Source organism: Bradyrhizobium sp. LM2.9 (assembly GCF_054056555.1).
Genome location: NZ_JBSRYJ010000002.1, coordinates 981,621 through 1,001,439, shown reverse-complemented (window position 1 = coordinate 1,001,439; position 19,819 = coordinate 981,621). Strand labels below are relative to the sequence as shown.

General features: G+C 64.6%; 16 protein-coding genes and 3 pseudogenes. 8 read left to right on the top strand and 11 right to left on the bottom strand.

What is annotated here, in order from left to right:
* The first annotated feature begins 41 nt into the window (after positions 1–41).
* On the top strand, positions 42–677 hold the full coding sequence (locus tag ACVWW3_RS06165) for a DsbA family protein (RefSeq protein ID WP_456650604.1): 636 nt from the start codon (positions 42–44) through the stop codon (positions 675–677).
* Between the two features lie 9 nt (positions 678–686).
* On the opposite strand, the gene ald is transcribed toward ACVWW3_RS06165, so the two are convergent.
* Entirely contained in the window at positions 687–1,802 is a 1,116-nt protein-coding gene (gene ald, locus ACVWW3_RS06160) for an alanine dehydrogenase (RefSeq protein WP_456650605.1), read from the bottom strand.
* A gap of 133 nt (positions 1,803–1,935) precedes the next feature.
* Between ald and ACVWW3_RS06155 the strand changes: the two genes are divergently transcribed.
* The 4 genes from ACVWW3_RS06155 (at position 1,936) to ACVWW3_RS06140 (ending at position 6,270) form a co-directional block, all read left to right on the top strand.
* Entirely contained in the window at positions 1,936–2,415 is a 480-nt protein-coding gene (locus ACVWW3_RS06155) for an Lrp/AsnC family transcriptional regulator (protein ID WP_247350047.1), read from the top strand.
* A 138-nt stretch (positions 2,416–2,553) separates the two neighbouring features.
* Complete coding sequence (locus tag ACVWW3_RS06150; RefSeq protein WP_247350046.1) at positions 2,554–3,045, top strand: (2Fe-2S)-binding protein; 492 nt, start codon at positions 2,554–2,556, stop codon at positions 3,043–3,045.
* Entirely contained in the window at positions 3,042–4,058 is a 1,017-nt protein-coding gene (locus ACVWW3_RS06145) for an FAD binding domain-containing protein (protein WP_456650606.1), read from the top strand. The genes ACVWW3_RS06150 and ACVWW3_RS06145 overlap by 4 nt, the downstream gene beginning before the upstream one ends.
* A 7-nt stretch (positions 4,059–4,065) precedes the next feature.
* The gene (locus ACVWW3_RS06140) at positions 4,066–6,270 is read left to right on the top strand and encodes a xanthine dehydrogenase family protein molybdopterin-binding subunit (protein WP_456671900.1); all 2,205 of its coding nucleotides are present in this window, start codon (positions 4,066–4,068) and stop codon (positions 6,268–6,270) included.
* 37 nt (positions 6,271–6,307) lie between these two features.
* Here the strand turns inward: ACVWW3_RS06140 and ACVWW3_RS06135 are convergent, their stop codons facing one another.
* Positions 6,308–6,520 (bottom strand): hypothetical protein, encoded by a 213-nt coding sequence (locus tag ACVWW3_RS06135; RefSeq protein ID WP_247350040.1) that lies wholly within the window; start codon positions 6,518–6,520, stop codon positions 6,308–6,310.
* A gap of 127 nt (positions 6,521–6,647) precedes the next feature.
* Positions 6,648–7,704: pseudogene (locus tag ACVWW3_RS06130) on the bottom strand (hydroxyacid dehydrogenase).
* 266 nt (positions 7,705–7,970) lie between these two features.
* Between ACVWW3_RS06130 and ACVWW3_RS06125 the strand changes: the two are divergent.
* The 3 genes from ACVWW3_RS06125 to ACVWW3_RS06115 all read left to right on the top strand — a co-directional run bounded on the left by ACVWW3_RS06125 (position 7,971) and on the right by ACVWW3_RS06115 (position 9,608).
* Positions 7,971–8,537 carry a thiamine pyrophosphate-binding protein gene (locus ACVWW3_RS06125; RefSeq protein ID WP_456650609.1) on the top strand — a complete coding sequence of 189 codons (567 nt, stop codon included), beginning with the start codon at positions 7,971–7,973 and terminating at the stop codon, positions 8,535–8,537.
* 11 nt (positions 8,538–8,548) lie between these two features.
* Positions 8,549–9,154 carry a thiamine pyrophosphate-dependent enzyme gene (locus tag ACVWW3_RS06120; protein ID WP_456671899.1) on the top strand — a complete coding sequence of 202 codons (606 nt, stop codon included), beginning with the start codon at positions 8,549–8,551 and terminating at the stop codon, positions 9,152–9,154.
* Between the two features lie 76 nt (positions 9,155–9,230).
* Complete coding sequence (locus tag ACVWW3_RS06115; RefSeq protein ID WP_354107521.1) at positions 9,231–9,608, top strand: VanZ family protein; 378 nt, start codon at positions 9,231–9,233, stop codon at positions 9,606–9,608.
* A 42-nt stretch (positions 9,609–9,650) separates the two neighbouring features.
* Here ACVWW3_RS06115 and ACVWW3_RS06110 read toward each other — a convergent pair whose 3' ends face one another.
* The 8 genes and pseudogenes from ACVWW3_RS06110 to ACVWW3_RS06075 all read right to left on the bottom strand — a co-directional run bounded on the left by ACVWW3_RS06110 (position 9,651) and on the right by ACVWW3_RS06075 (position 19,615).
* Entirely contained in the window at positions 9,651–10,034 is a 384-nt protein-coding gene (locus tag ACVWW3_RS06110; protein WP_354044452.1) for a DUF1236 domain-containing protein, read from the bottom strand.
* Between the two features lie 98 nt (positions 10,035–10,132).
* On the bottom strand, positions 10,133–11,035 hold the full coding sequence (locus tag ACVWW3_RS06105; protein WP_456650611.1) for a 2-hydroxy-3-oxopropionate reductase: 903 nt from the start codon (positions 11,033–11,035) through the stop codon (positions 10,133–10,135).
* 12 nt (positions 11,036–11,047) lie between these two features.
* Complete coding sequence (gene hyi, locus ACVWW3_RS06100; protein WP_247444984.1) at positions 11,048–11,833, bottom strand: hydroxypyruvate isomerase; 786 nt, start codon at positions 11,831–11,833, stop codon at positions 11,048–11,050.
* 11 nt (positions 11,834–11,844) lie between these two features.
* A pseudogene (gene gcl, locus ACVWW3_RS06095) lies at positions 11,845–13,637 on the bottom strand (glyoxylate carboligase).
* A 151-nt stretch (positions 13,638–13,788) separates the two neighbouring features.
* Complete coding sequence (locus ACVWW3_RS06090) at positions 13,789–15,591, bottom strand: adenine deaminase C-terminal domain-containing protein (protein ID WP_456650613.1); 1,803 nt, start codon at positions 15,589–15,591, stop codon at positions 13,789–13,791.
* Between the two features lie 84 nt (positions 15,592–15,675).
* Positions 15,676–16,469: pseudogene (locus ACVWW3_RS06085) on the bottom strand (NYN domain-containing protein).
* Positions 16,470–16,579: 110 nt separating this feature from the next.
* Positions 16,580–17,428: an IclR family transcriptional regulator gene (locus ACVWW3_RS06080; protein ID WP_247444988.1), complete on the bottom strand. Its 849-nt coding sequence runs from the start codon at positions 17,426–17,428 to the stop codon at positions 16,580–16,582.
* Positions 17,429–17,485: 57 nt separating this feature from the next.
* Positions 17,486–19,615, bottom strand: coding sequence for an acetate--CoA ligase family protein (locus tag ACVWW3_RS06075; protein ID WP_456650614.1), 2,130 nt, complete (start codon positions 19,613–19,615; stop codon positions 17,486–17,488).
* Between the last annotated feature and the right edge of the window lie 204 nt (positions 19,616–19,819).

Genomic DNA, 19,819 nt, shown 5'->3' with positions numbered 1-19,819 from the left:
ACAGACTGACGAAGGCGTGAGCTTAAGGGAGGGAGTTGGCTATGCCGAAGCCACGCGTGCGCGTCTACACCGATTACAAGAGCCCCTACGCGTTCGTGGCCAACAAGCGTCTGTTCGAGCTTGAGGAGACGCACGGCGTCGAGCTCGAATGGCGGCCCTACACGCTGCGCGTCGCCGAATTCATGGGAACGGTCGAAGAGCGCACGCCGCATTTCTGGCGCAAGGTGCGCTACGCCTATATGGACGCGCGGCGCTATGCCAATGCGCAAGGGCTTGTCATGAAAGGGCCCCGACGGATTTACGACGCTTTCCATTCCAGCGTCGGCATGCTGTTCGCACAGGCGCACGGCTTCTTCCGTCCGTATCACGACACGGTGTTTCGCCGTTTCTGGAGCCATGAACTCGAAATCGACGACCTCGCCGCAATCACTGACGTCATCAGATCGTGCGGCGGCTCGGCGAGCGAATTCGAAGCCTACGTCCACGGCTCCGCGCGCGCCGAGCATGACCGCATCATCGACGAGGCCGAGGCGCTCGGCGTGTTTGGCGTTCCAACCATGGTGTTCAACGGCGAGCTGTTTTGGGGCGGCGACCGCATCGACATGCTGATCGAACGCATCGAGAAGCCCGAGACGATCGAAGCCGCGCTCGGCAGCCGCCATCGCAAGCCGGTATGAGCAGCAACGCTACGCCGCCAGTCCGCTCTCCACCGGAGCAAACTCCAGCCCGAGGCTTTCCGCCACGGCCTTGTTGGTGATGCGGCCGCGATACACATTCAGTCCGTTGCGCAGATGTGGATTTTCCAGCACCGCGGCAAAGCCCTTGTTCGCAAGCATCAAGCCGAACGGTAGCGTCGCGTTGTTGAGCGCGTGGCTTGACGTCACCGGCACCGCGCCGGGCATGTTGGCGACGCAATAATGCACGATGCCGTCGACCACATAAGTTGGTTCTGCATGTGTCGTCGGGTGCGAGGTCTCGAAGCAGCCACCCTGATCGATCGCGACGTCGACCAGCACGGCGCCCGGCCGCATCGATGTCAGCATCGCACGCGTGACGAGCTTTGGTGCGCTGGCGCCCGGCAGCAGCACCGCGCCGATCACGACGTCCGCGGCGAACACCTCCTCCTCGACCGACTCGATGGTCGAGAACCGGGTGCGCACGCGGCCGGCAAAGAGATCGTCAAGTTCGCGCAACCGTGGAATCGAGCGGTCGATCACCGTGACCTCGGCACCGAGCCCTGCGGCCATGCGCGCAGCCTGCGTTCCCACCACCCCGCCGCCGAGCACGACGACCCTTGCCGGCTGCACGCCGGGAACACCGCCCAGCAGCAGCCCGCGGCCGCCGGCCGAGCTTTTGAGCGCGGCGCCGGCAGCCTCTATGGCAAGGCGGCCGGCGACTTCGCTCATCGGCGCAAGCAGGGGGAGGTGACCGGCCGCGTCGGTGACGGTTTCATAGGCGATCGCAGTACAGCCGGAGGCGAGCAAACCTTTGGCTTGTTCGGGATCCGGCGCGAGATGGAGGTAAGCAAACAGGATCTGGCTTTCGCGAAGCTGGGCCCATTCGCTCTTCTGCGGCTCCTTCACCTTCACGATCATGTCGGAGTTCGCGAAGATGTCGCGCGCGCTCTCGGCAATGATGGCCCCTGCCCGCCGATAAACCTCGTCAGGCGCGCCGATGCCGCCGCCCGCGCCGGTCTCGACCGTCACCTGGTGCCCGGCGGCGATATATTCGCGGACCACACCCGGGGTGAGCCCGACGCGATATTCCTGCACCTTGATCTCCTTGGGCACACCGACACGCATCCTGGGCTCCTTTTGATTCACCTCCTGATCGTAGCGACGGGGCCGGTTTGGTTTCGTGCAAATATCCGCTAGCTTTGGCCTCCCCGCGCCGATTTCCGGCGCTCAAACGCCCTTTCACGCTGGAAACGAAACCTTGGCCCTCGACCGGAAAGATCTCGCCATCCTCGCGGAACTCACGACCAATGCGCGGGCCAGCCACACCGAGCTCGCCAACAAAGTCGGCATGTCCAGCACGGCGCTGGCACGGCGGCAGAAGGCGCTGGAGGACGACGGCTACATCCAGGCCTATCAGGCCGCGCTCGACCTCGCGCAATTCGGCCTCACCACCACGGTGCTGGTCCGTATCGCGCTGGAAAGCCAGAGCGACGAGGCGTTGAAGGCGTTCGAGGCGGAGGTGGTGAAATGCCCCTCCGTGGTGCGCTGCTTCCTGATGTCGGGGACCGACGACTACATCCTGATCGTGCTCGCCCGCGACATCCAGGATTTCGAACGCATCCACCGCACCGAGTTGTCGCGCCTGCCGCGCGTCGCCCGGGTACAATCGAGCTTCGCACTGCGCGAGGTCGTCAACCGCGCCGTGCCGAATGTGGTGTTCGGGGAAGCAAAGCGCTGACTGCGGCCTCTCGGAAAGGCGAACTGCCGCCAAGGAACCAACCGGCCGGTGGTCCGTTGGGCGCTATTGGCCGGCGGAGGCGTCCCCCGCGTCAACACGACTGACGTCCGGCATCGTCGCCGTCGCAGGGAGCAGGACATGGGCGATCTCACGCATCAGATTCCCGAACGCATTCCGATCCATCTTGTCGTCAACGGCGTCAGTCACACGCTTGATCTCGTGCCCTGGACCACGTTGCTCGACGCCTTGCGGGACCATCTTGCGTTGAGCGGCACCAAGAAGGGGTGCGACCATGGTCAGTGCGGCGCCTGCACGGTGCTGGTGGACGGCCGGCGCGTCAATTCCTGCCTCACGCTCGCCGTCATGAATGACGGCGCGGAGATCACGACGGTCGAAGGTCTTGCCAAGGACGGTACGCTGCATCCCCTGCAACAGGCTTTCATCGACCATGACGCCTTCCAGTGCGGCTATTGCACGCCGGGACAGATCTGTTCGGCGGCCGGACTGCTCGTCGAAGGCCGTGCCCGGGATGCCGACGAGATCCGGGAGCTGATGAGCGGAAACCTCTGCCGCTGCGGCGCCTATCCGAACATCCTCGCCGCCATCCAACAGGCAATGGGCCAGCCATGAACAACTTCCAGTATGCCCGAGCCACGGACGTTACCGACGCGATCCGCCTGCTCGCCGCCGATCCCGGCGCCAAACTGATTGCCGGCGGCACCAATCTGATCGACCTGATGAAAGAGAATGTCGAGCGCCCCTCCCGGCTGATCGACATTTCCCGCCTGCCGCTCCGCAAGGTCGAGGAGACGGCGGACGGATCCTTGCGCATTGGCGCCCTGGTGCCGAACTCGGACCTCGCCTACCACCCGCTGATCGAGCAGCGCTATCCTCTGCTCGCCAGCGCCATCCTGGCCGGTGCCTCGGCGCAACTGCGCAACATGGCGTCGGTCGGAGGCAATCTGATGCAGCGAACGCGCTGTGCTTACTTCTATGACACGGCAACGCCCTGCAACAAGCGACGTCCCAGCAGCGGCTGCTCGGCAATGGACGGCCTCAACCGCAACCATGCGATTCTGGGTACGAGCGCCTCCTGCATCGCGACCAACCCGTCCGACATGAGCGTGGCGCTGGCTGCGCTTGGGGCGCTGGTGCACATCGCAGGCCGCTCCGGCGAGCGCACCATCGCGCTGACCGATTTCCACCGGCTTCCCGGCGACACGCCTCATGTCGATACCAATCTCGGCACCAGCGAGATCATCACGGCGATCGAGATCCCGGCCTGCGGCTTTGCTCAAAACTACAGCTATCTCAAAGTTCGCGATCGGATGTCCTATGCTTTTGCTCTGGTCTCGGTCGCCGCCGCGCTCGAACTGGAAGGCAACGCGATCAGCGGGGCACGGATGGCGCTCGGCGGCGTGGCTCACAAGCCCTGGCGCAGCCTCGAAGCCGAAGCGGCGTTGCGCGGCCAGGCCGCGACGCCCGATCATTTCTCGCGCGCCGCGGATCTCTTGCTCCAGGGAGCTACGACCCGCTCACATAACGGCTTCAAGGTCGAGCTCGCGCGCCGCGCCATCGTGCGGACGCTGACGCAGGCGGCGAATGCCACACCGCAATCCCAGGCCCACAAGAAGATCGCGTGAGGGACCGATGAACACCTATATCGGAACGCCAACGTCGCGTGTCGACGGCCGGGCCAAAGTCACCGGGGCCGCCAAATACGCCGGCGAATTCCCGGCCGACGGACTCCTCCATGGCTTCGTCGTCGAGGCCACCATTCCATGCGGCCGCATTGCCCGCCTCGACACCAGTACGGCGCTGCAGGTCAAGGGCGTGCTCGACGTGTTTACGCATGCGAACCGTCCGCCGCTCGCCGACAAGGACGAGGCGTGGAGGGACGAGGTTGCACCGGAGGGTTCGCCTTTCCGTCCACTCTACGACGACACGGTCAAGTTCAACGGCCAGCCGATCGCGTTGGTCGTGGCGGAGGACTGGGAAACCGCGAAATTCGCGGCCACACTCGTGCGGGTCGAGTATGAGCCGCGCGGCTTTGCGACCGACCTCGAAGGCGAGCGCAGCAAGGCTGCCGAGATGGACAAGCCGCATAAGCCTCGCGGCGACGCCGCAGCAACTCTTGCCAAAGCCGGCGTGCGCCACGAGGCGGAGTACGTGATACCGACCGAGCATCACAACCCGATGGAGCTCTATGCGACCACGGCGATCTGGGACAGCAATGGCAAGCTCACGATCTACGACAAGACGCAGGGCGTTCAAAACGTCCACAAATTTCTCTGCGGCGTGTTCGACAAGAAGCCGGATGACATTCGCGTGGCCTCGCCTTACGTCGGCGGCGCCTTCGGCTCCGGCTTGCGGCCGCAATACCAGGTGGTGCTGGCAACGCTTGGCGCGCTCGCGCTGAAGCGGTCCGTTCGCGTCGTGCTGACGCGACAGCAGATGTACGGGCTCGGCTACCGGCCGATGACGATCGAGCGCGTCGGGCTCGGCGCAAAATCCGACGGTACGCTCGACGCGGTCACGCACGAGGCGATTGCCGTCACCTCCCGCTACGAGGATTTCGCACGCAACGACGCCGGCTGGGCCGAACAGCTCTACAGCAGCCCGAACAGCCGTTTCTCCCACAAGCTCGTCCACCTTGACGTCTCCACCCCCTGCGACATGCGCGCACCGGGCGCGGCGTCGGGCGTCTGCGCCCTCGAATGCGCCATGGACGAGCTCTCCGTCGCGCTCAAGCTCGACCCGATCGAACTGCGGCTGAAGTGCTATTCGGATCGCGACCAGAGCGAAAACCTCCCCTACACCAGCAAGCAGTTGCGCGAATGCTACGCGCGCGGCGCGGACGCCTTCGGCTGGAGCAGACGCAATCCTGCGCCGCGCTCGATGCGCGATGGCAAAGAGCTGGTCGGCTGGGGCATGGCGACGGGCGTGTGGGAAGCGTTGCAGATGCCGGTCGCGGTGCGCATCGTGCTGACGTCGAACGGACATGCCGAAGTGTCCTGCGCCGCATCCGACATCGGCACGGACGGTACCTACACCATCGTGGCGCAGGTCGCGGCCGATGCGCTCGGCCTGCCGATCGAGAACATCAGCGTCCGGCTTGCCGATTCCACTCTGCCGCAGGCGCCGGTCGAGGGCGGCTCCTGGATGGCCGCATCGAGCGCGCATGCGGTGCTCGCAGCCGCTGAAGAGGTGCGCAAGGAGCTGTTGCGCTTGGCCGGGAAAATGCCTGGCTCGCCGCTCGCCGGCGCCGAGTTGGCCGATACGGTGCTGACCGACGGCAGCATTGCCAGGGCCAGCGACAACCGCCGTGCGGTCTCGATCGCCGACGCGATGCGCCATGGCGGCGTCGAACGTATCGAGAAGGAAAAGCTCAACCAGTTCGGTGAGGACAAGAAGCACGCGCGCAATACCCATTCGGCCGTCTTTGCCGAGGTCAAGGTGGACGAATTGCTTGGCGTCATCCGCGTCACGCGGGTCGTGAGCGCAATCGCGGCCGGGCGGATTCTCAACACCAAGACCGGCCGCAGCCAGATCATGGGCGGCGTGGTCTGGGGGATCGGGATGGCCCTGCACGAGGAGACGGTGATGGACCACCGCTTCGGCCGGATCATGAACGCGAACATCGCCGAGTACCACATCCCGGTGAATGCGGATGTTCACGACATCGACGTGATCTTCGTCGACGAGCCGGACGCGCACATCAACGCGCTCGGCATCAAGGGACTGGGCGAGATCGGCATCGTCGGCGTCCCCGCCGCGATCGCGAACGCCGTCTATCACGCCACCGGCAAACGCATTCGCCGCTTCCCGATTACATTGGACAAAGTGCTCGACTGAGACGTTGCAGCGGTGGCTCGGAGCCGGCCGCTAGACCTCACGACGGAAAGTCAGCCGGCCTGACCTGGATGCGGTCGGCATGCAGCGACCAGTGGTGCAAGGCCTGGTCCTTGCAAAACCTCGCCTTCGCCCGCTCCCTGGCCTCGTTCTCGTCGGTGGCGTCGATCTCGAGCGAGCCCTGGCACACCTCGATCTGCCGGCCGTACTGGCCGAGCACGTCCTTCATGAATCTGACGACATAAGTTGACATGGGACCTCCTGCTGCCATGGCCAGCCCCGGCGACACTCTAATACCATTTAGCCTGAATGAGGGAGGGAGAATTTGACGCGCATCAAGGCCGGTAGGCGGTTCCACGCTGCCCCGGAATGGCAAGCTCCTAGCCCTGCCCCGGCGTTACCCCGAACGCCTGCTTGAAGCGCTCGGCATAGCGCGGCCAAACCTCGGGATTGATGATGCGCGGCGGGCGTTTGCCGTCGAGCGTGTCCAGCACCTGCTCGGCGGCGATGCGGCCCATGTTCTGGCGCGCCTCGATCGTGACGCCTGCGGTATGCGGGCTCGCCAGCACGTTGTCGAACTGCAGCAGCGGATGCTCCGGCGGCGGCGGCTCCTTGGACCAGACGTCGAGGCCGGCACCCGCGATGCGCTTGTCGCGCAACGCCTGGAGCAGCGCGTCCTCGTCGTGAATGAAGCCCCGGGCCGTGGTGACAAAATACGCATGCGGCTGCATCAGCGCGAACTCGCGCACGCTGATCATGTTGCGGCTGCCCTTGTTGAGGGGACAGGAGATCGAGACGAAATCGGCGCGGCGCAGCAGCTCGTCGAGTTCGACCTTCTCCCCGCCTCGCTCGGACATCACCTCGGCCGTGAGATACGGATCATAGGCCAGCACCTTCATGCCGAGCAGGCCCTTGCACAGCGCGGCGATGCGGCGGCCGACATTGCCGAGCCCCACGATGCCGACGGTCTTGTGCTCGACCTCGTTGCCGACGAGTTCGTTGCGATTGACGTTGGCCTCCCTGCGAAGCTTGCGGTCGGACTGGATGATACGCTTGGACAGCGTCAGCATCATCGCCAGCGCATGCTCGGCGACCGAATGCGCGTTGCCGCCGGACTGGTTGACGACGAGCACGCCCGCATCGGTGCACGCTTCGGCGTCGACAGGATCGAAGCCCGCGCCGTTGCTGGGAAACGAGCAGGAGGTTCGGCGTACGCTTCAGGAAGGCGGCGTCAACATGGAAATGCGGCGCGAGTTCATCGCGAGCAGCCCCGATCTGGTAGACATGGGCCGCGCTCAGGATCGGCGCGTAGAAATCCGCGGGGCTTTCGTTCTCGATGCGATCGAGCCGGACGTCGGGCCGCGCCTTCAGGATGTCGATATAAATCGGATTGGCCAGATATTTGACGTAGAAGACACGCTTGCTGTTGACGGACATCAGGACCCTTCCGGCTCTCTCCAGGAGATCCGCAGGGCCAGCGCAGCGCGCGCTCCTGTCATGCGTTCCTCCGTTCTCTTGTTATTGCCGCTTATGACACGTCGGTACCGGTCGCGGCAGGCCGTCTGGCGCAGATCACGGTGCAGCCCGGACATGTTGACAATCCCGCCCGCCGCGTCAAGTTCGGAGGACCGCCGCGACGGCCAAGACGACGCCTCAGGCAATGGCCAAGACCAAGAAGCATGCGCGGCTGAAGGGAGAACGCAATGGCGATTGCGGAGCAACATACCTCGTCCGAGGCGGCGCAGACCTCCAGTGACAAGAGCTGGCACGGCATCGTCCTGCAAACCCTGAAGCGGAACGAGATCAGCCTCATCCCTTACGTGCCCGACCGCGTGCTGACGCCGCTGATCAAGAACCTGCACGCCGATCCCTTCTTCACCACCTTTGCCACCACCCGTGAGGAGGAAGCCGTCGGCATCGTCTCGGGCGCATGGATGGGCGGACGGCGGGCTGCGGTGCTGATGCAGACCTCCGGCTTTGCCACGCTCGCCAACGTGCTGGCCTCGCTCGCGGTGCCCTACCAGATCCCGCTGATCATGTTCGTGTCCGAGCGCGGCACGCTCGGCGAGTTCAACTACGGCCAGTCGCTGGTCTGCCGCACCATGCGTCCGGTCCTGGATTCGCTGGCGCTCGAGCATCACACCATCACCCGGCTCGACGAGCTCGAATTCATCACCGACCGTTCGATCAAGCAGGCCGTCACGACGCAGGCGCCGGTGGCGCTGATCCTCAACCCGCTGCTCACGGGCGGCAAGACTTTCGACAAGTGAGGCCCGTCCAAATGAATACAGACGCGCGCAACACCAAGGTGATGAACCGCTTCGACGTCACCTCGCGCCTGATCGCGAAACTCGAGCACGAGGAAGCCGTGATCGGCGGCATCGGCAACACCAATTTCGATCTCTGGGCCGCCGGCCACCGTCCGCAGAATTTCTACATGCTCGGCAGCATGGGGCTCGCCTTTCCGATCGCGCTGGGCGTGGCGCTGGCGCAGCCGGACCGGCGCGTCTTTGCGCTCGAAGGCGACGGCTCGCTGCTGATGCAGCTTGGCGCGCTCTCGACGATTGCGGCGCTGAAGCCTGAGAACCTCATCATGATCGTGATGGACAACGGCATCTACCAGATCACCGGCGCGCAGCCGACACCGGCCGCGAACGTGGCTGACATCGTCGCCATCGCCACCGGCTCGGGGTGGCTTGCCAACAGCGCCTGGGCCGCGGACGAAGAAGATTTCGAGCGGCTGGTCGAGGAAGCCATGTCGGCCTCCGGGCCGAGCCTGATCGCCGTCCGCATCGACGACAAGCCGGGCGTCGGCGCCACCCGGCGCGATCCCGTGCAGATCCGGGAACGCTTCATGCACGGCCTTGGCGTGCGCGAGGCACTTTAACTTTTCGTCATTAACTACACGGCGATCTGATCCCCGCCTCACTGCAGGCGCGGCAAATCCGTGCTAAGCGGTGCGTATGTCCATTTTCATCCGCTTTTTTGCCTGGCTGCTCGCAGCCGCCGTCACTTTCGCAACACTCGGCCCGCCCGGCCTGCGGCCCCGCTCCGACCTCGGCCAGGACGGCGAGCATGCTCTTGCCTTTGTTCTGGTCGGATTAGCCTTCGGCCTGGCTTACCGGAACCGTCGCTGGGCTGTGGCTGCCGCGGCGGTAATTCTGATCGGCGTGCTCGAACTGATGCAATTCTGGGCGCCGGGTCGGCATGCGCGGCTGGAGGATTTTTTGGTCGATGCCGGCACCGCCTGCATCGGGTTTGCGTTCGCGGCCGCCGTCGATTGGGTCATGACGCGCTTCCGCGCCAATTCGGCCCTTACAAGCGAAGGCCCCGCGGAGTGACGCTCCGCAGGGCCCAACTGTTCAAGCCTAGGCTCTGATCGATCAGTCGATGATCTTGACGACGCGGCGTGTGCGCGGCTCGACGATCACGCGGCGATCATTGACGACTGCATAGCGATACTCGGTGTAGTTCGGAACGGGGCGCAGCACAACGGTCGGCGGCAGCGGCTCGCCGACAACGACGCGATCCTCGACGACGACGGAATCGCTACGCGGGATTCCGCCCAGGATCGCATTCGGAATTTCCAGGCCGGCGCCGACCGCTGCACCGACGGTGCCGCCGACCATCGCGCCAACCGGGCCGCCGATATCGCCGCCCGCACGTGCACCGTTCGCGGCGCCCTCGGCGGTCGTCGACTGAGCAAAGGCTGCGCTTGACACCAGCAGCGACGCGGCAGCCAACGAAATCGCAAGACGGGTTTTCATGTCCTGACGTCTCCAGTGATTGTTGTGCGCCTTCAACCGCGGGGCCGGAGCATTGTTCCGGTTTCCCGTAGCGAAAGACGCGCCGGAACCGGAGACGGTTACCGCGTAACAGTTCGGGCCGCAGCGATCTCGTGGCCAGCCATCAGTTCCAGCGCCCGCACCATCGCCGAATGATCCCAGCCCTTGCCGCCATGCGCGGTGCAGGACGAGAACAATTGCTGCGCCACCGCCGTGCTCGGCAACGACAGGCCGAGCGCGCGAGCGCCTTCAAGCGCGAGGTTGAGATCCTTCTGGTGCAGCTCGATGCGGAAACCGGGATCGAAATTGCGCTTCACCATGCGCTCGCCATGCACTTCGAGTATCCGCGACGAGGCAAAGCCGCCCATCAGGGCCTGCCGCACCAGTGCTGGATCGGCGCCGGCTTTCGACGCGAACAGCAGCGCTTCGCTCACCGCCTCGATCGTCAACGCGACGATGATCTGGTTGGCGACCTTCGTTGTCTGGCCGTCGCCATTGGCGCCGACCCGGGTGACGTTCTTTCCCATCCGGTCGAAGATCGGCTTCATGGTATTGAAGGCGCGCTCGGGCCCGCCGACCATGATGGTGAGGCTTGCCGCCCTGGCACCGACCTCCCCGCCCGAAACCGGTGCGTCGAGATAATCCGCGCCGAGCGCCTCGATCCTCTTTGCGAACTCCTTGGTCGCCAGCGGCGAGATCGAGCTCATGTCGACCACGATCTTGCCCTTGGAGATGCCGCTCGCGACGCCGTCCGTGCCGAACAGCACGGCTTCCACATGCGGCGTATCGGGCACCATGATGATGACGGCATCCGCCTCCTCTGCGACCTCCTTGCTCGACTTGCAGGCAATGCCGCCAGCCGCGATCAGCTCCGGCGCGACAGGCGCGACGTCATGCAGGAGAGCGCGATGTCCTGCGGCCAGAAGATGGCCGGCCATCGGTCGTCCCATGGTGCCAAGTCCGATGAAGCCAATGTCGATCATGCCCAAATATCCTCAGGTCTCGAATGTCTGCGCCGCGTGCCAGGACAGGCCTTCCAGCGTCGTGGTGCGCGGCTTGTACTCACAGCCGACCCAGCCGCGATAACCGATCGCGTCGAGATGGCGGAACAGGAAGGGATAGTTGATCTCGCCGGTGCCCGGTTCGTGGCGGCCGGGATTGTCGGCGAGCTGGATGTGGGCGATTTGGGGGAGATATTCCTGCATGGTACGGGCGAGGTCACCCTCCATGATCTGCATGTGATAGATGTCGTACTGGACGAACAGGTTGTTCGACCGCACCTCCGAGATGAGCTGCACGGCCTGCTCGGTGCCGTTGAGGAAGAAGCCGGGAATGTCGAGCGTGTTGATCGGCTCGACCAGCAGCTTGATGTTCTCCCGCGCCAGCGTCGAGGCCGCGAAGCGCAAATTCCCGACCAGCGTCTCGTTCAGCTCGCGCGGATCGGCGTCCACTGGCGCGATGCCGACGAGGCAGTTGAGCTGCTCGCAATCGAGCGCCTTGGCATAGTCGATGGCGCGAAACACGCCGTCGCGGAATTCGGCGACGCGATCGGCCAGGATCGCGATGCCGCGCTCGCCTGCGGCCCAGTTGCCGGCCGGCAGATTGTGCAGCACCTGCGTCAGCCCATGGCTGTCGAGCTGCTCGCGCAAAAGCGCCTTGTCGAAATCATAGGGAAAAAGATATTCGACCCCGGAGAAGCCCGCCGCTTTCGCCGCAGCGAAGCGGTCCACGAACGGCATCTCGTTGAAGAGCATGGTGAGGTTGGCGGCGAATTTCGGCATGATGCTGTTCCCTATTCCGCCGGCTGCAGGACGCCGGACCGCGCGCTCGCGACCTCGTCGAGCGGCAGATCCAGCACCTCCTCGAACTCGACGATGTTGTCGATCTCCGTGCCCATCGCGATGTTGGTGACGCGTTCGAGGATGAACTCGACCATCACGGGCACGCGGTACTTCGCCATCCATTCGCGCGCTGTGGCGAACGCGGCCTGCGCGTCCTTGGGATCGGTGACGCGGATCGCCTTGCAACCGAGGCCTTCGGCGACCCCGACGTGATCGACGCCGTAGCCACCGAGCTCGGGCGCGTTGATGTTATCGAAGGAGAGCTGGACGTGATAGTCCATGTCGAAGCCACGCTGGGCCTGGCGGATCAGCCCGAGATAGGAATTGTTCACGACGACGTGGATGTAGGGCAGATTGAACTGCGCGCCGACTGCGAGCTCCTCGATCAGGAACTGGAAATCGTAGTCGCCGGAGAGCGCGACGATGTCCCGATCCGGGCACGCCGCGCGCACGCCGAGGGCGGCGGGCAGCGTCCAGCCGAGCGGCCCCGCCTGCCCGGCATTGATCCAGTTACGCGGCTTGTAAACGCCGAGGAACTGCGCGCCGGCGATTTGCGACAGGCCGATCACCGAGACGTAGCAGGTGTCACGGCCAAACGCCTTGGTCATCTCCTCGTAGACGCGCTGGGGTTTGATCGGGACGTTGTCGAAATGGCTCTTGCGCAGCATCGTCTTCTTGCGATCGCGGCAGGCCGCGGGCCACGCCTGGCGCTCGCGCAACCTGCCTGACCGGCGCCACTCCCTGGCGACGGTGACGAACAGTTCGAGCGCGTCCTTCGCGTCCGAGACGATGCCGAGATCGGGATTGAACACGCGCCCGATCTGGGTCGGCTCGATGTCGACGTGCACGAAGGTGCGGCCCTTGGTGTAGGTTTCGACCGAGCCGGTGTGGCGATTGGCCCAGCGGTTGCCGATACCGAGCACGAAATCGGATTCGAGCATCGTGGCGTTGCCGTAACGATGGCTGGTCTGAAGACCGACCATGCCGGCCATCAGCACGTGGTCGTCGGGGATGGCGCCCCACCCCATCAGCGTCGGCACCACCGGAACATTCGCGATCTCGGCAAAAACTCGACCAGCAGGTCCGAGGCGTCCGCATTGATGACGCCACCGCCCGCCACGATCAGCGGCCGCTCGGCGGCGTTGAGCATCTCCAGCGCCTTCTCGACCTGCTTGCGCGTCGCGGCGGGCTGGTAGACCGGCAGTGGCTCGTAGGTCTCGTCGTCGAACTCGATCTCCGCGAGTTGCACGTCGAGCGGCATGTCGATCAGCACCGGCCCCGGGCGGCCGGAGCGCATCACGTGAAAAGCCTGGCTGAACACGCGTGGCACCAGCGCGGGCTCGCGCACGGTCACCGCCCATTTGGTCACGGGCTTTGCGATCGACTCGATGTCGACGGCCTGGAAATCTTCCTTGTAGAGCCGCGCCCGTGGCGCCTGCCCCGTGATGCAGAGGATCGGGATGGAATCGGCGATCGCCGAATAAAGCCCGGTGATCATGTCGGTGCCCGCCGGCCCAGAGGTTCCGATGCAGACGCCGATGTTGCCGGCCTTGGCCCGCGTGTAGCCCTCGGCCATGTGCGAGGCACCCTCGACATGCCGCGCCAGGATATGGCGGATCGAACCGCGCTTCTTCAGCGCCGAGTAGAGCGGATTGATCGCGGCCCCGGGAACGCCGAAGGCAGTCGAGATGCCTTCCTTCTCCAGAATTCGCACGGCAGCATCGATGGCTCGCATTTTCGCCATATCGGACCTCGCTCGGTTGCATTGGCTGAGCGAGATCATCGGGCGCGCAGGATACGATCTCAACGAGATCGATTTTATTTTCCACGATGCGGCAGCCGCGGAAAAAACGCGGCGGTCTCAATCGGTTAGGTCGAGAAACGCGTGAAAGCGCTCACTCGAACAGCGGCGCCAGCTCCATCTGCGGCACCAGCACGAGACCCTTGTCGGTGATGCGAATTTCCGGAATGACCGATAGCGGAATCAAATTGAAGCCCATGTAGGGGATGGTGCAGCCGGCCTCCGCCCATTCCTTCTTCAGAGCTTTGACCTCCTCGGCCACCTCCGTGACGCGCTTGTCGGACAAGAGCCCGGCGATTGGCAGCGGCACCAGCGCCCTCACCTTGCCGTCGGCGACGACACAGACGGCGCCCTGCTGTGCCTTGATGGCCGATATCGCCGCCTGCATATCGGCCTCGTTGGTTCCGGCAACGATGATGTTGTGGCTGTCGTGCCCGACGCTGGAGGCTACCGCCCCGCGCTTCAGGCCAAAATCCTTCAGCAGGCCATAGGCGACGTTGCCGGCCGATTTGCCGTGGCGCTCGACCACCGTAACGAAGCACAGGCCGTAGCGCGCAAACAGCGACGGCCAGTCTTTTGCGGACTCGATCGCGATCTTCTCATGGATCAGCGTGATGCCGGGCAGCGCGGTCTTGATCGCGTTGACGGTACAGGCCTTCGCCGGCAACTCCGGCGTCAGCTTGACCTTCTCGGGCAGCTTCACGGTCGCATATGCCGCCCTCGGATATTGATAACGCTGCGACAGCGCCTGATCGAGCTTCGGCGTGATCTTGCGGTGCTCGACCACGAGTTCGCCGCCGTACCAGGTGCATTGCGGCCTGAGATTGTCGTCCATCAGCACCAGATCGGCGCGACGACCGCCGCCGAGCCCGCCGATATCGCCATCGACGCCAAAACGCGTCGCACCATGCAGCGACCCCATCGACCAGGCCTGCTCGGGCGACATTCCCGCCTTCACCGCCTCCCGCACCACCCAGTCGAGGCCGAACAGCAGCAGATCATCGGCGTCGCGGTCATCGGTGCACACGGCGGTGCGCTTGTGCGAGGCGCCGAGCTCGGTGATGGTGCGGATCGCCTGCGGCAGCGAGTGCCATGGCGTGGTCGGCGGGCCGCCGCGCAAAAACACCCAGACGCCGGCATCGAGCAAATCGTCGGCGATGTCGCGGTCGATCGCCTCATGGGTGTCGGTGACGCCGGATGCCGCATAGGCCGCAACGAATTCGCGGCCATAGACATGGCCGGACACCGGTCGCCCGCGCTTCAGGGCGGCGGCGAGGATGGCGTGGCTGCGTTCATCGCCCATGGTGACAGGCACAAAATCCATCTTCTCGCCGAGCCCGACTGCTTCCGGCCAGCGGTCGAACAGGCCGGCGATCTTGTCCGGCGTGAGGTCGCCGCCCGCAGTCTCCAGTGCGGCCGAGGTGGCCGGTACCGTGCTCGGCACCGTCAGGAAGATCGAAAGCGGGGCTTCGCGCGCGTCCTCCAGCATGGCCTCGACGCCGGCGACGTCCATGACGTTGCCGATCTCGTGGCTGTCGCAGAAGATCGTGGTGGTGCCGTTGAGCAGAGCCGCCTCGGCATAGGCGCAGGCCGTCACCATCGAGGATTCGATGTGGATGTGCGGATCGACCAGGCCCGGCGCGATGATGCCGCCGGCGGCGTCGTACAGCGGCACGTTGCCGAAGAACCGCTTCGCAGCACCCGCCGGCTTCACCGCCGCAATGCGCCCCCCGGTAATCCAGACCTCGCGGTTCGCGTGGATGCGCTCGGAATAGGTCGAGAGCACCCGCGCACCTGATATGACGAGATCGGGCGCGACGCGCGCGGAGGCGACATCGGCCAGACGCCGCGTCATCGCGTGCAGCGGTGCGACGGCAAAGCGGGTGAGTTTTGTCATGAGCGCTCTCGCGGGATGTTACGGCCCCGCGATGGTTACGCCCTGAGCCAGACCGGGCAAGCTCAAATATAACAGCACGCCTGCTTACGCCTTGGGTGGAACGCCTGCCGTCCCTGACCTTCTGCGCGGGTTCCGCGTTTTCGACGGTGGTGCGGCAGCGGGCTTGACACGAATCCGCATCGACCGCCCCTTCGGCTCATCGATCTCGAAGGAGTTTGTCTTCCGCACGAGGTCACTCAGCTTGCGGAAACCGAACGTCCTCGGATCGAAATCGGACGCCAGATTGGCAAGCTGCCGCCCGACCTCCCCGAGCGTGACCCAGCCGTCTTCGCTCTCCATCTGGGTAATGACCCTCTTGATGATGGGGGTTGCCCCATCGGGCGGCTGAAGTGGCGCTGACCTCGCCGCCGCATCCTGCGTGTTCGCGGGGGCGGGAAGCAGGTTCTCCGTATAGACGAACCTTCGGCAGGCCTGCCGGAAGCTTTCCGGCGTCTTCTGCTCGCCGAACCCAAAGACATCGACGCCCTGCTCGCGGATACGGGCGGCAAGACGGGTAAAGTCGCTGTCGGACGACACCAGGCAGAAGCCATCGAACCGGCCGCTGTGAAGCAGGTCCATCGCGTCGATGACCAGCGTTATGTCGGATGCATTCTTTCCCGTCGTATAGGCGAATTGCTGCTGCGGGATGATGGCGTGTTTCGACAGGATGTCGGCCCAGCCCCTGGACCTGGCATTGGAGAAATCGCCGTAGATACGGCGGACGCTGGCCTCGCCGATCTTGGCGATCTCCTCGAACAGTCCATCCGCGATCTTGGCCGAAGCATTGTCGGCATCAATCAGGACAGCGAGACGGGGCGAAAACGGAGCTCTGACGGCATGACTTTCCCCAAAAGGACGCGACAACGCTGGACGGATATACCGATGTCGGGGCTCCCGCCGCCAGCGCTGATTTCTTTTCAGGGGGGTGGCGGTGGAGCGCAAGCCTGGCTCAACCCGGCTTTACCGCCGGCATCACGCCGCCAAGTGCTGCCGTCAGTTCCGCCGCGACGTCCCGCACGACGCGGCCGATCTCGGGCAGCCGGGCATCGGTGACGCGGCTGGTCAAGCCGGACACCGAGATCGCGGCAAGCGGCTCGGCGCTGGGGCTGTAGACCACGGCTGCGACGCAGCGCAGACCCATCTCGGCTTCTTCATCATCCACCGCAAAACCCTGCTTGCGGATGGTCGCGAGCTCCCTGAACAGATCGCTCGGTCGCACGATGGATTTCTCGGTCAGGCGTGGCATGCCGTGATGGCGGATGACGGCACCGACGTCCTCGTCCGAGTAGGTCGCAAGCACCGCCTTGCCGACGCCCGATGTCACCATGGCGACGCGGCCGCCGACCTTGGTCAGCGAGCGCATGATCTCGCGGCTCTCCATCCGGGTCAGCACGATGATGAACTCGTCGTCGACGACGGCGAGATTGGCGGTCTCGCGGGTGAGATCGCGCAACTTGCGCAAATAGGGAATGGCCTGGGCACTGAAATTGCGCCGCCGGGCAAAGCTCGCGCCAACCGTGAAGCTGCGCACGCCGACATGCCATTTGGATTCGGCGCGGTCGAATTGCACGAAGCGGCGGCTTTCCAGCGTCGCCAGCAGGCGGTGCACGGTTGAGGCCGACAGGCCGGTGCGGACGGCGAGATCGCTGAGGCGATAGCCTTCGTCGTCCTCGGCCAGTGTCTCGAGGATCGACAGCGCGCGGCCGACGGACTGCACACCGCCGTCGCGCGCATCGTGGTCAGCCTCCGATGACGATCGAGGCTCGAGCGATTTACGCCGGATCACGTTCTTGCCCATCGCGACCTGACAATTGTCACCTCTCTCCGCGTGCGGAGAGAGGTGAAAGTCCTCGTGTCAGAGCAGCCCTGCCCCGCGCGCCCATTTGTACTTGGCGCCCAGAACCTCGACCGGCAGTTCAGTCGAATAGGCATAGGCCGGGATGCCGTTCTGGTAGAGATATTCGGCGGCTTCCTCGACCTCGACGTCGCCGGCCAGCGAGGCGACGATCGGCTTCACAAAACCCTTCGCCTCCATCTCCTTCTTCACCTCGACCATGTTACGGGCGAACACCATCGGCGGCGTGACGATAGTGTGCCAGTAGCCGAGGATCAGCGAATGGATGCGCTCGTCCGTCAGGCCGAGCTTGACCGTGTTGACGTAGGTGATCGGCGGCTCGCCACCGGTGATGTCCACAGGATTTCCGGCCGCGCCGAACGGCGGGATGAACTTGCGGAAGGCCGCATCGAGATCCGGCGGCATCGACATCAGCGACAGGCCGTTGTCGACGCAGGAGTCCGACAGCAGCACGCCCGAGCCGCCTGCACCGGTGATGATCAGGACGTTCTCGCCCTTGGGCGTCGGCAGCACCGGCACGCCGCGCGCGAACTCGAGCAGCTGCCGCAGCGAGCGGGCGCGGATCACGCCGGACTGCGCCAGGACGTCCTCGTAGATCTTGTCGTTGCCGGCGAGCGCGCCGGTGTGCGACGAGGCTGCCTTCGCACCGGCGGAGGTGCGGCCAGCCTTGAGCACGATGACAGGCTTCTTCTTGGAGACGCGTTTTGCGGCTTCGGCAAAGGCGCGGCCGTCCTTGAGATCCTCGCAGTGCTGCGCAATCAGGTTGGTGTTCGGATCCTGCTCGAAGAAGGCGAGCAGATCGTCCTCGTCGATATCGGACTTGTTGCCGAGACCGACGATGGCCGACACACCCATTTTTGCCGAGCGCGAAAAACCGATGATGGCCATGCCGATGCCACCCGACTGCGATGACAGCGCCGCGTGGCCCTTGACGTCGTAGGCGGTGCAGAAGGTCGCGCAGAGATTGGCCGGCGTGTAGTAGAAGCCGTAGATGTTCGGCCCCATCAGGCGGATGTCGTATTTCTTGCCGACCTCGACGATCTCGGCCTGGAGCTCCGGCGCGCCGGCTTCCGCGAAGCCCGACGGGATCAGAACCGCGCCGGGAATTTTCTTCTCGCCGCATTCGGTCAGCGCCGCGGCCACGAACTTCGCGGGAATCGCGAACACCGCGGTGTCGATCACGCCCGGCACGTCCTTGACGCTCTTATACGCCTTGTAGCCGAGGATTTCGGCGGCCTTGGGATGGATCGGGTAGATGTCGCCCTTGTAGCCGCCGTTGATGAGGTTCTTCATCACGGAATTGCCGATCTTGCCGTCTTCGGCAGAGGCACCGACCACGGCAACCGCCTTCGGCTGCATGATGCGGCTCATGGCCGCGACGATCTCTTCGGTCGGGCGCGGCTTCGGCTTGGGCACGTAAGCGAAGTCGACGACGATGCGGACGTCGGCGGCGATCGCGTCCTTTGCCGTCGCGAACACCGGGTTGAGATCGAGCTCGACCATCTCGGGGAAATCAGTGACCAGCTGCGAGACCTTGACGATGATATCCGCAAGCGCCGTGCGGTTCACCGGCTCGCCGCCGCGAACGCCCTTCAAAATCTCATGCGCCTGGATGCCGTCGAGCATCGACAGCGCGTCTTGCTTGGTCGCGGGCGCGAGGCGGAAGGTGATGTCCTTCAGGACCTCGACCAGCACGCCGCCAAGGCCGAAGGCAACCAGCTTGCCGAACGAAGCGTCGGTGATCGACCCGACGATCACTTCGGTGCCGCCGGCCAGCATCTGCTGCACCTGGACGCCCTCGATCTTGGCATCGGACTTGTATTTCTTCGCGTTGCCGAGAATGGTCTCGTACGCCTTCTCGGCGTCTTCGGCCGTCTTGAGGCCGACGATGACGCCGCCGGCTTCGGTCTTGTGGAGAATGTCCGGCGAGACGATCTTCATCACCACCGGGAAGCCCATGGACGAGGCCATCTTTCCGGCCTCGCCGGCCGACTTCGCCACGCCCTCCTTCGGCACCGGAATGCCGTAGGCGTCGCAGACCAGCTTGCCTTCCGGCGCGGTCAGGTTGGTGCGGTTGTCCGCCTTGACCTGGTCAAGCACCTTGCGGACGGCATCTTTGGAATTGGACATGTGGCTTCTCCCTGGACCTTGGTTCTTGCGTTCTCAAAGCGCGCGCGTGTTGCGGCTGCCCGTGATGCTTGCCAATCGCCGCGCTCTGTTCCATGTCGCGGAACGGAGTGGCTTAAGCCTGAGACTACTCCGCCGCTTTGGATCAAAAATGGCTGGCGATGGCATTTGGTATGCCAGAAGCCAACTTGTCAAGCTGCAGTGCAC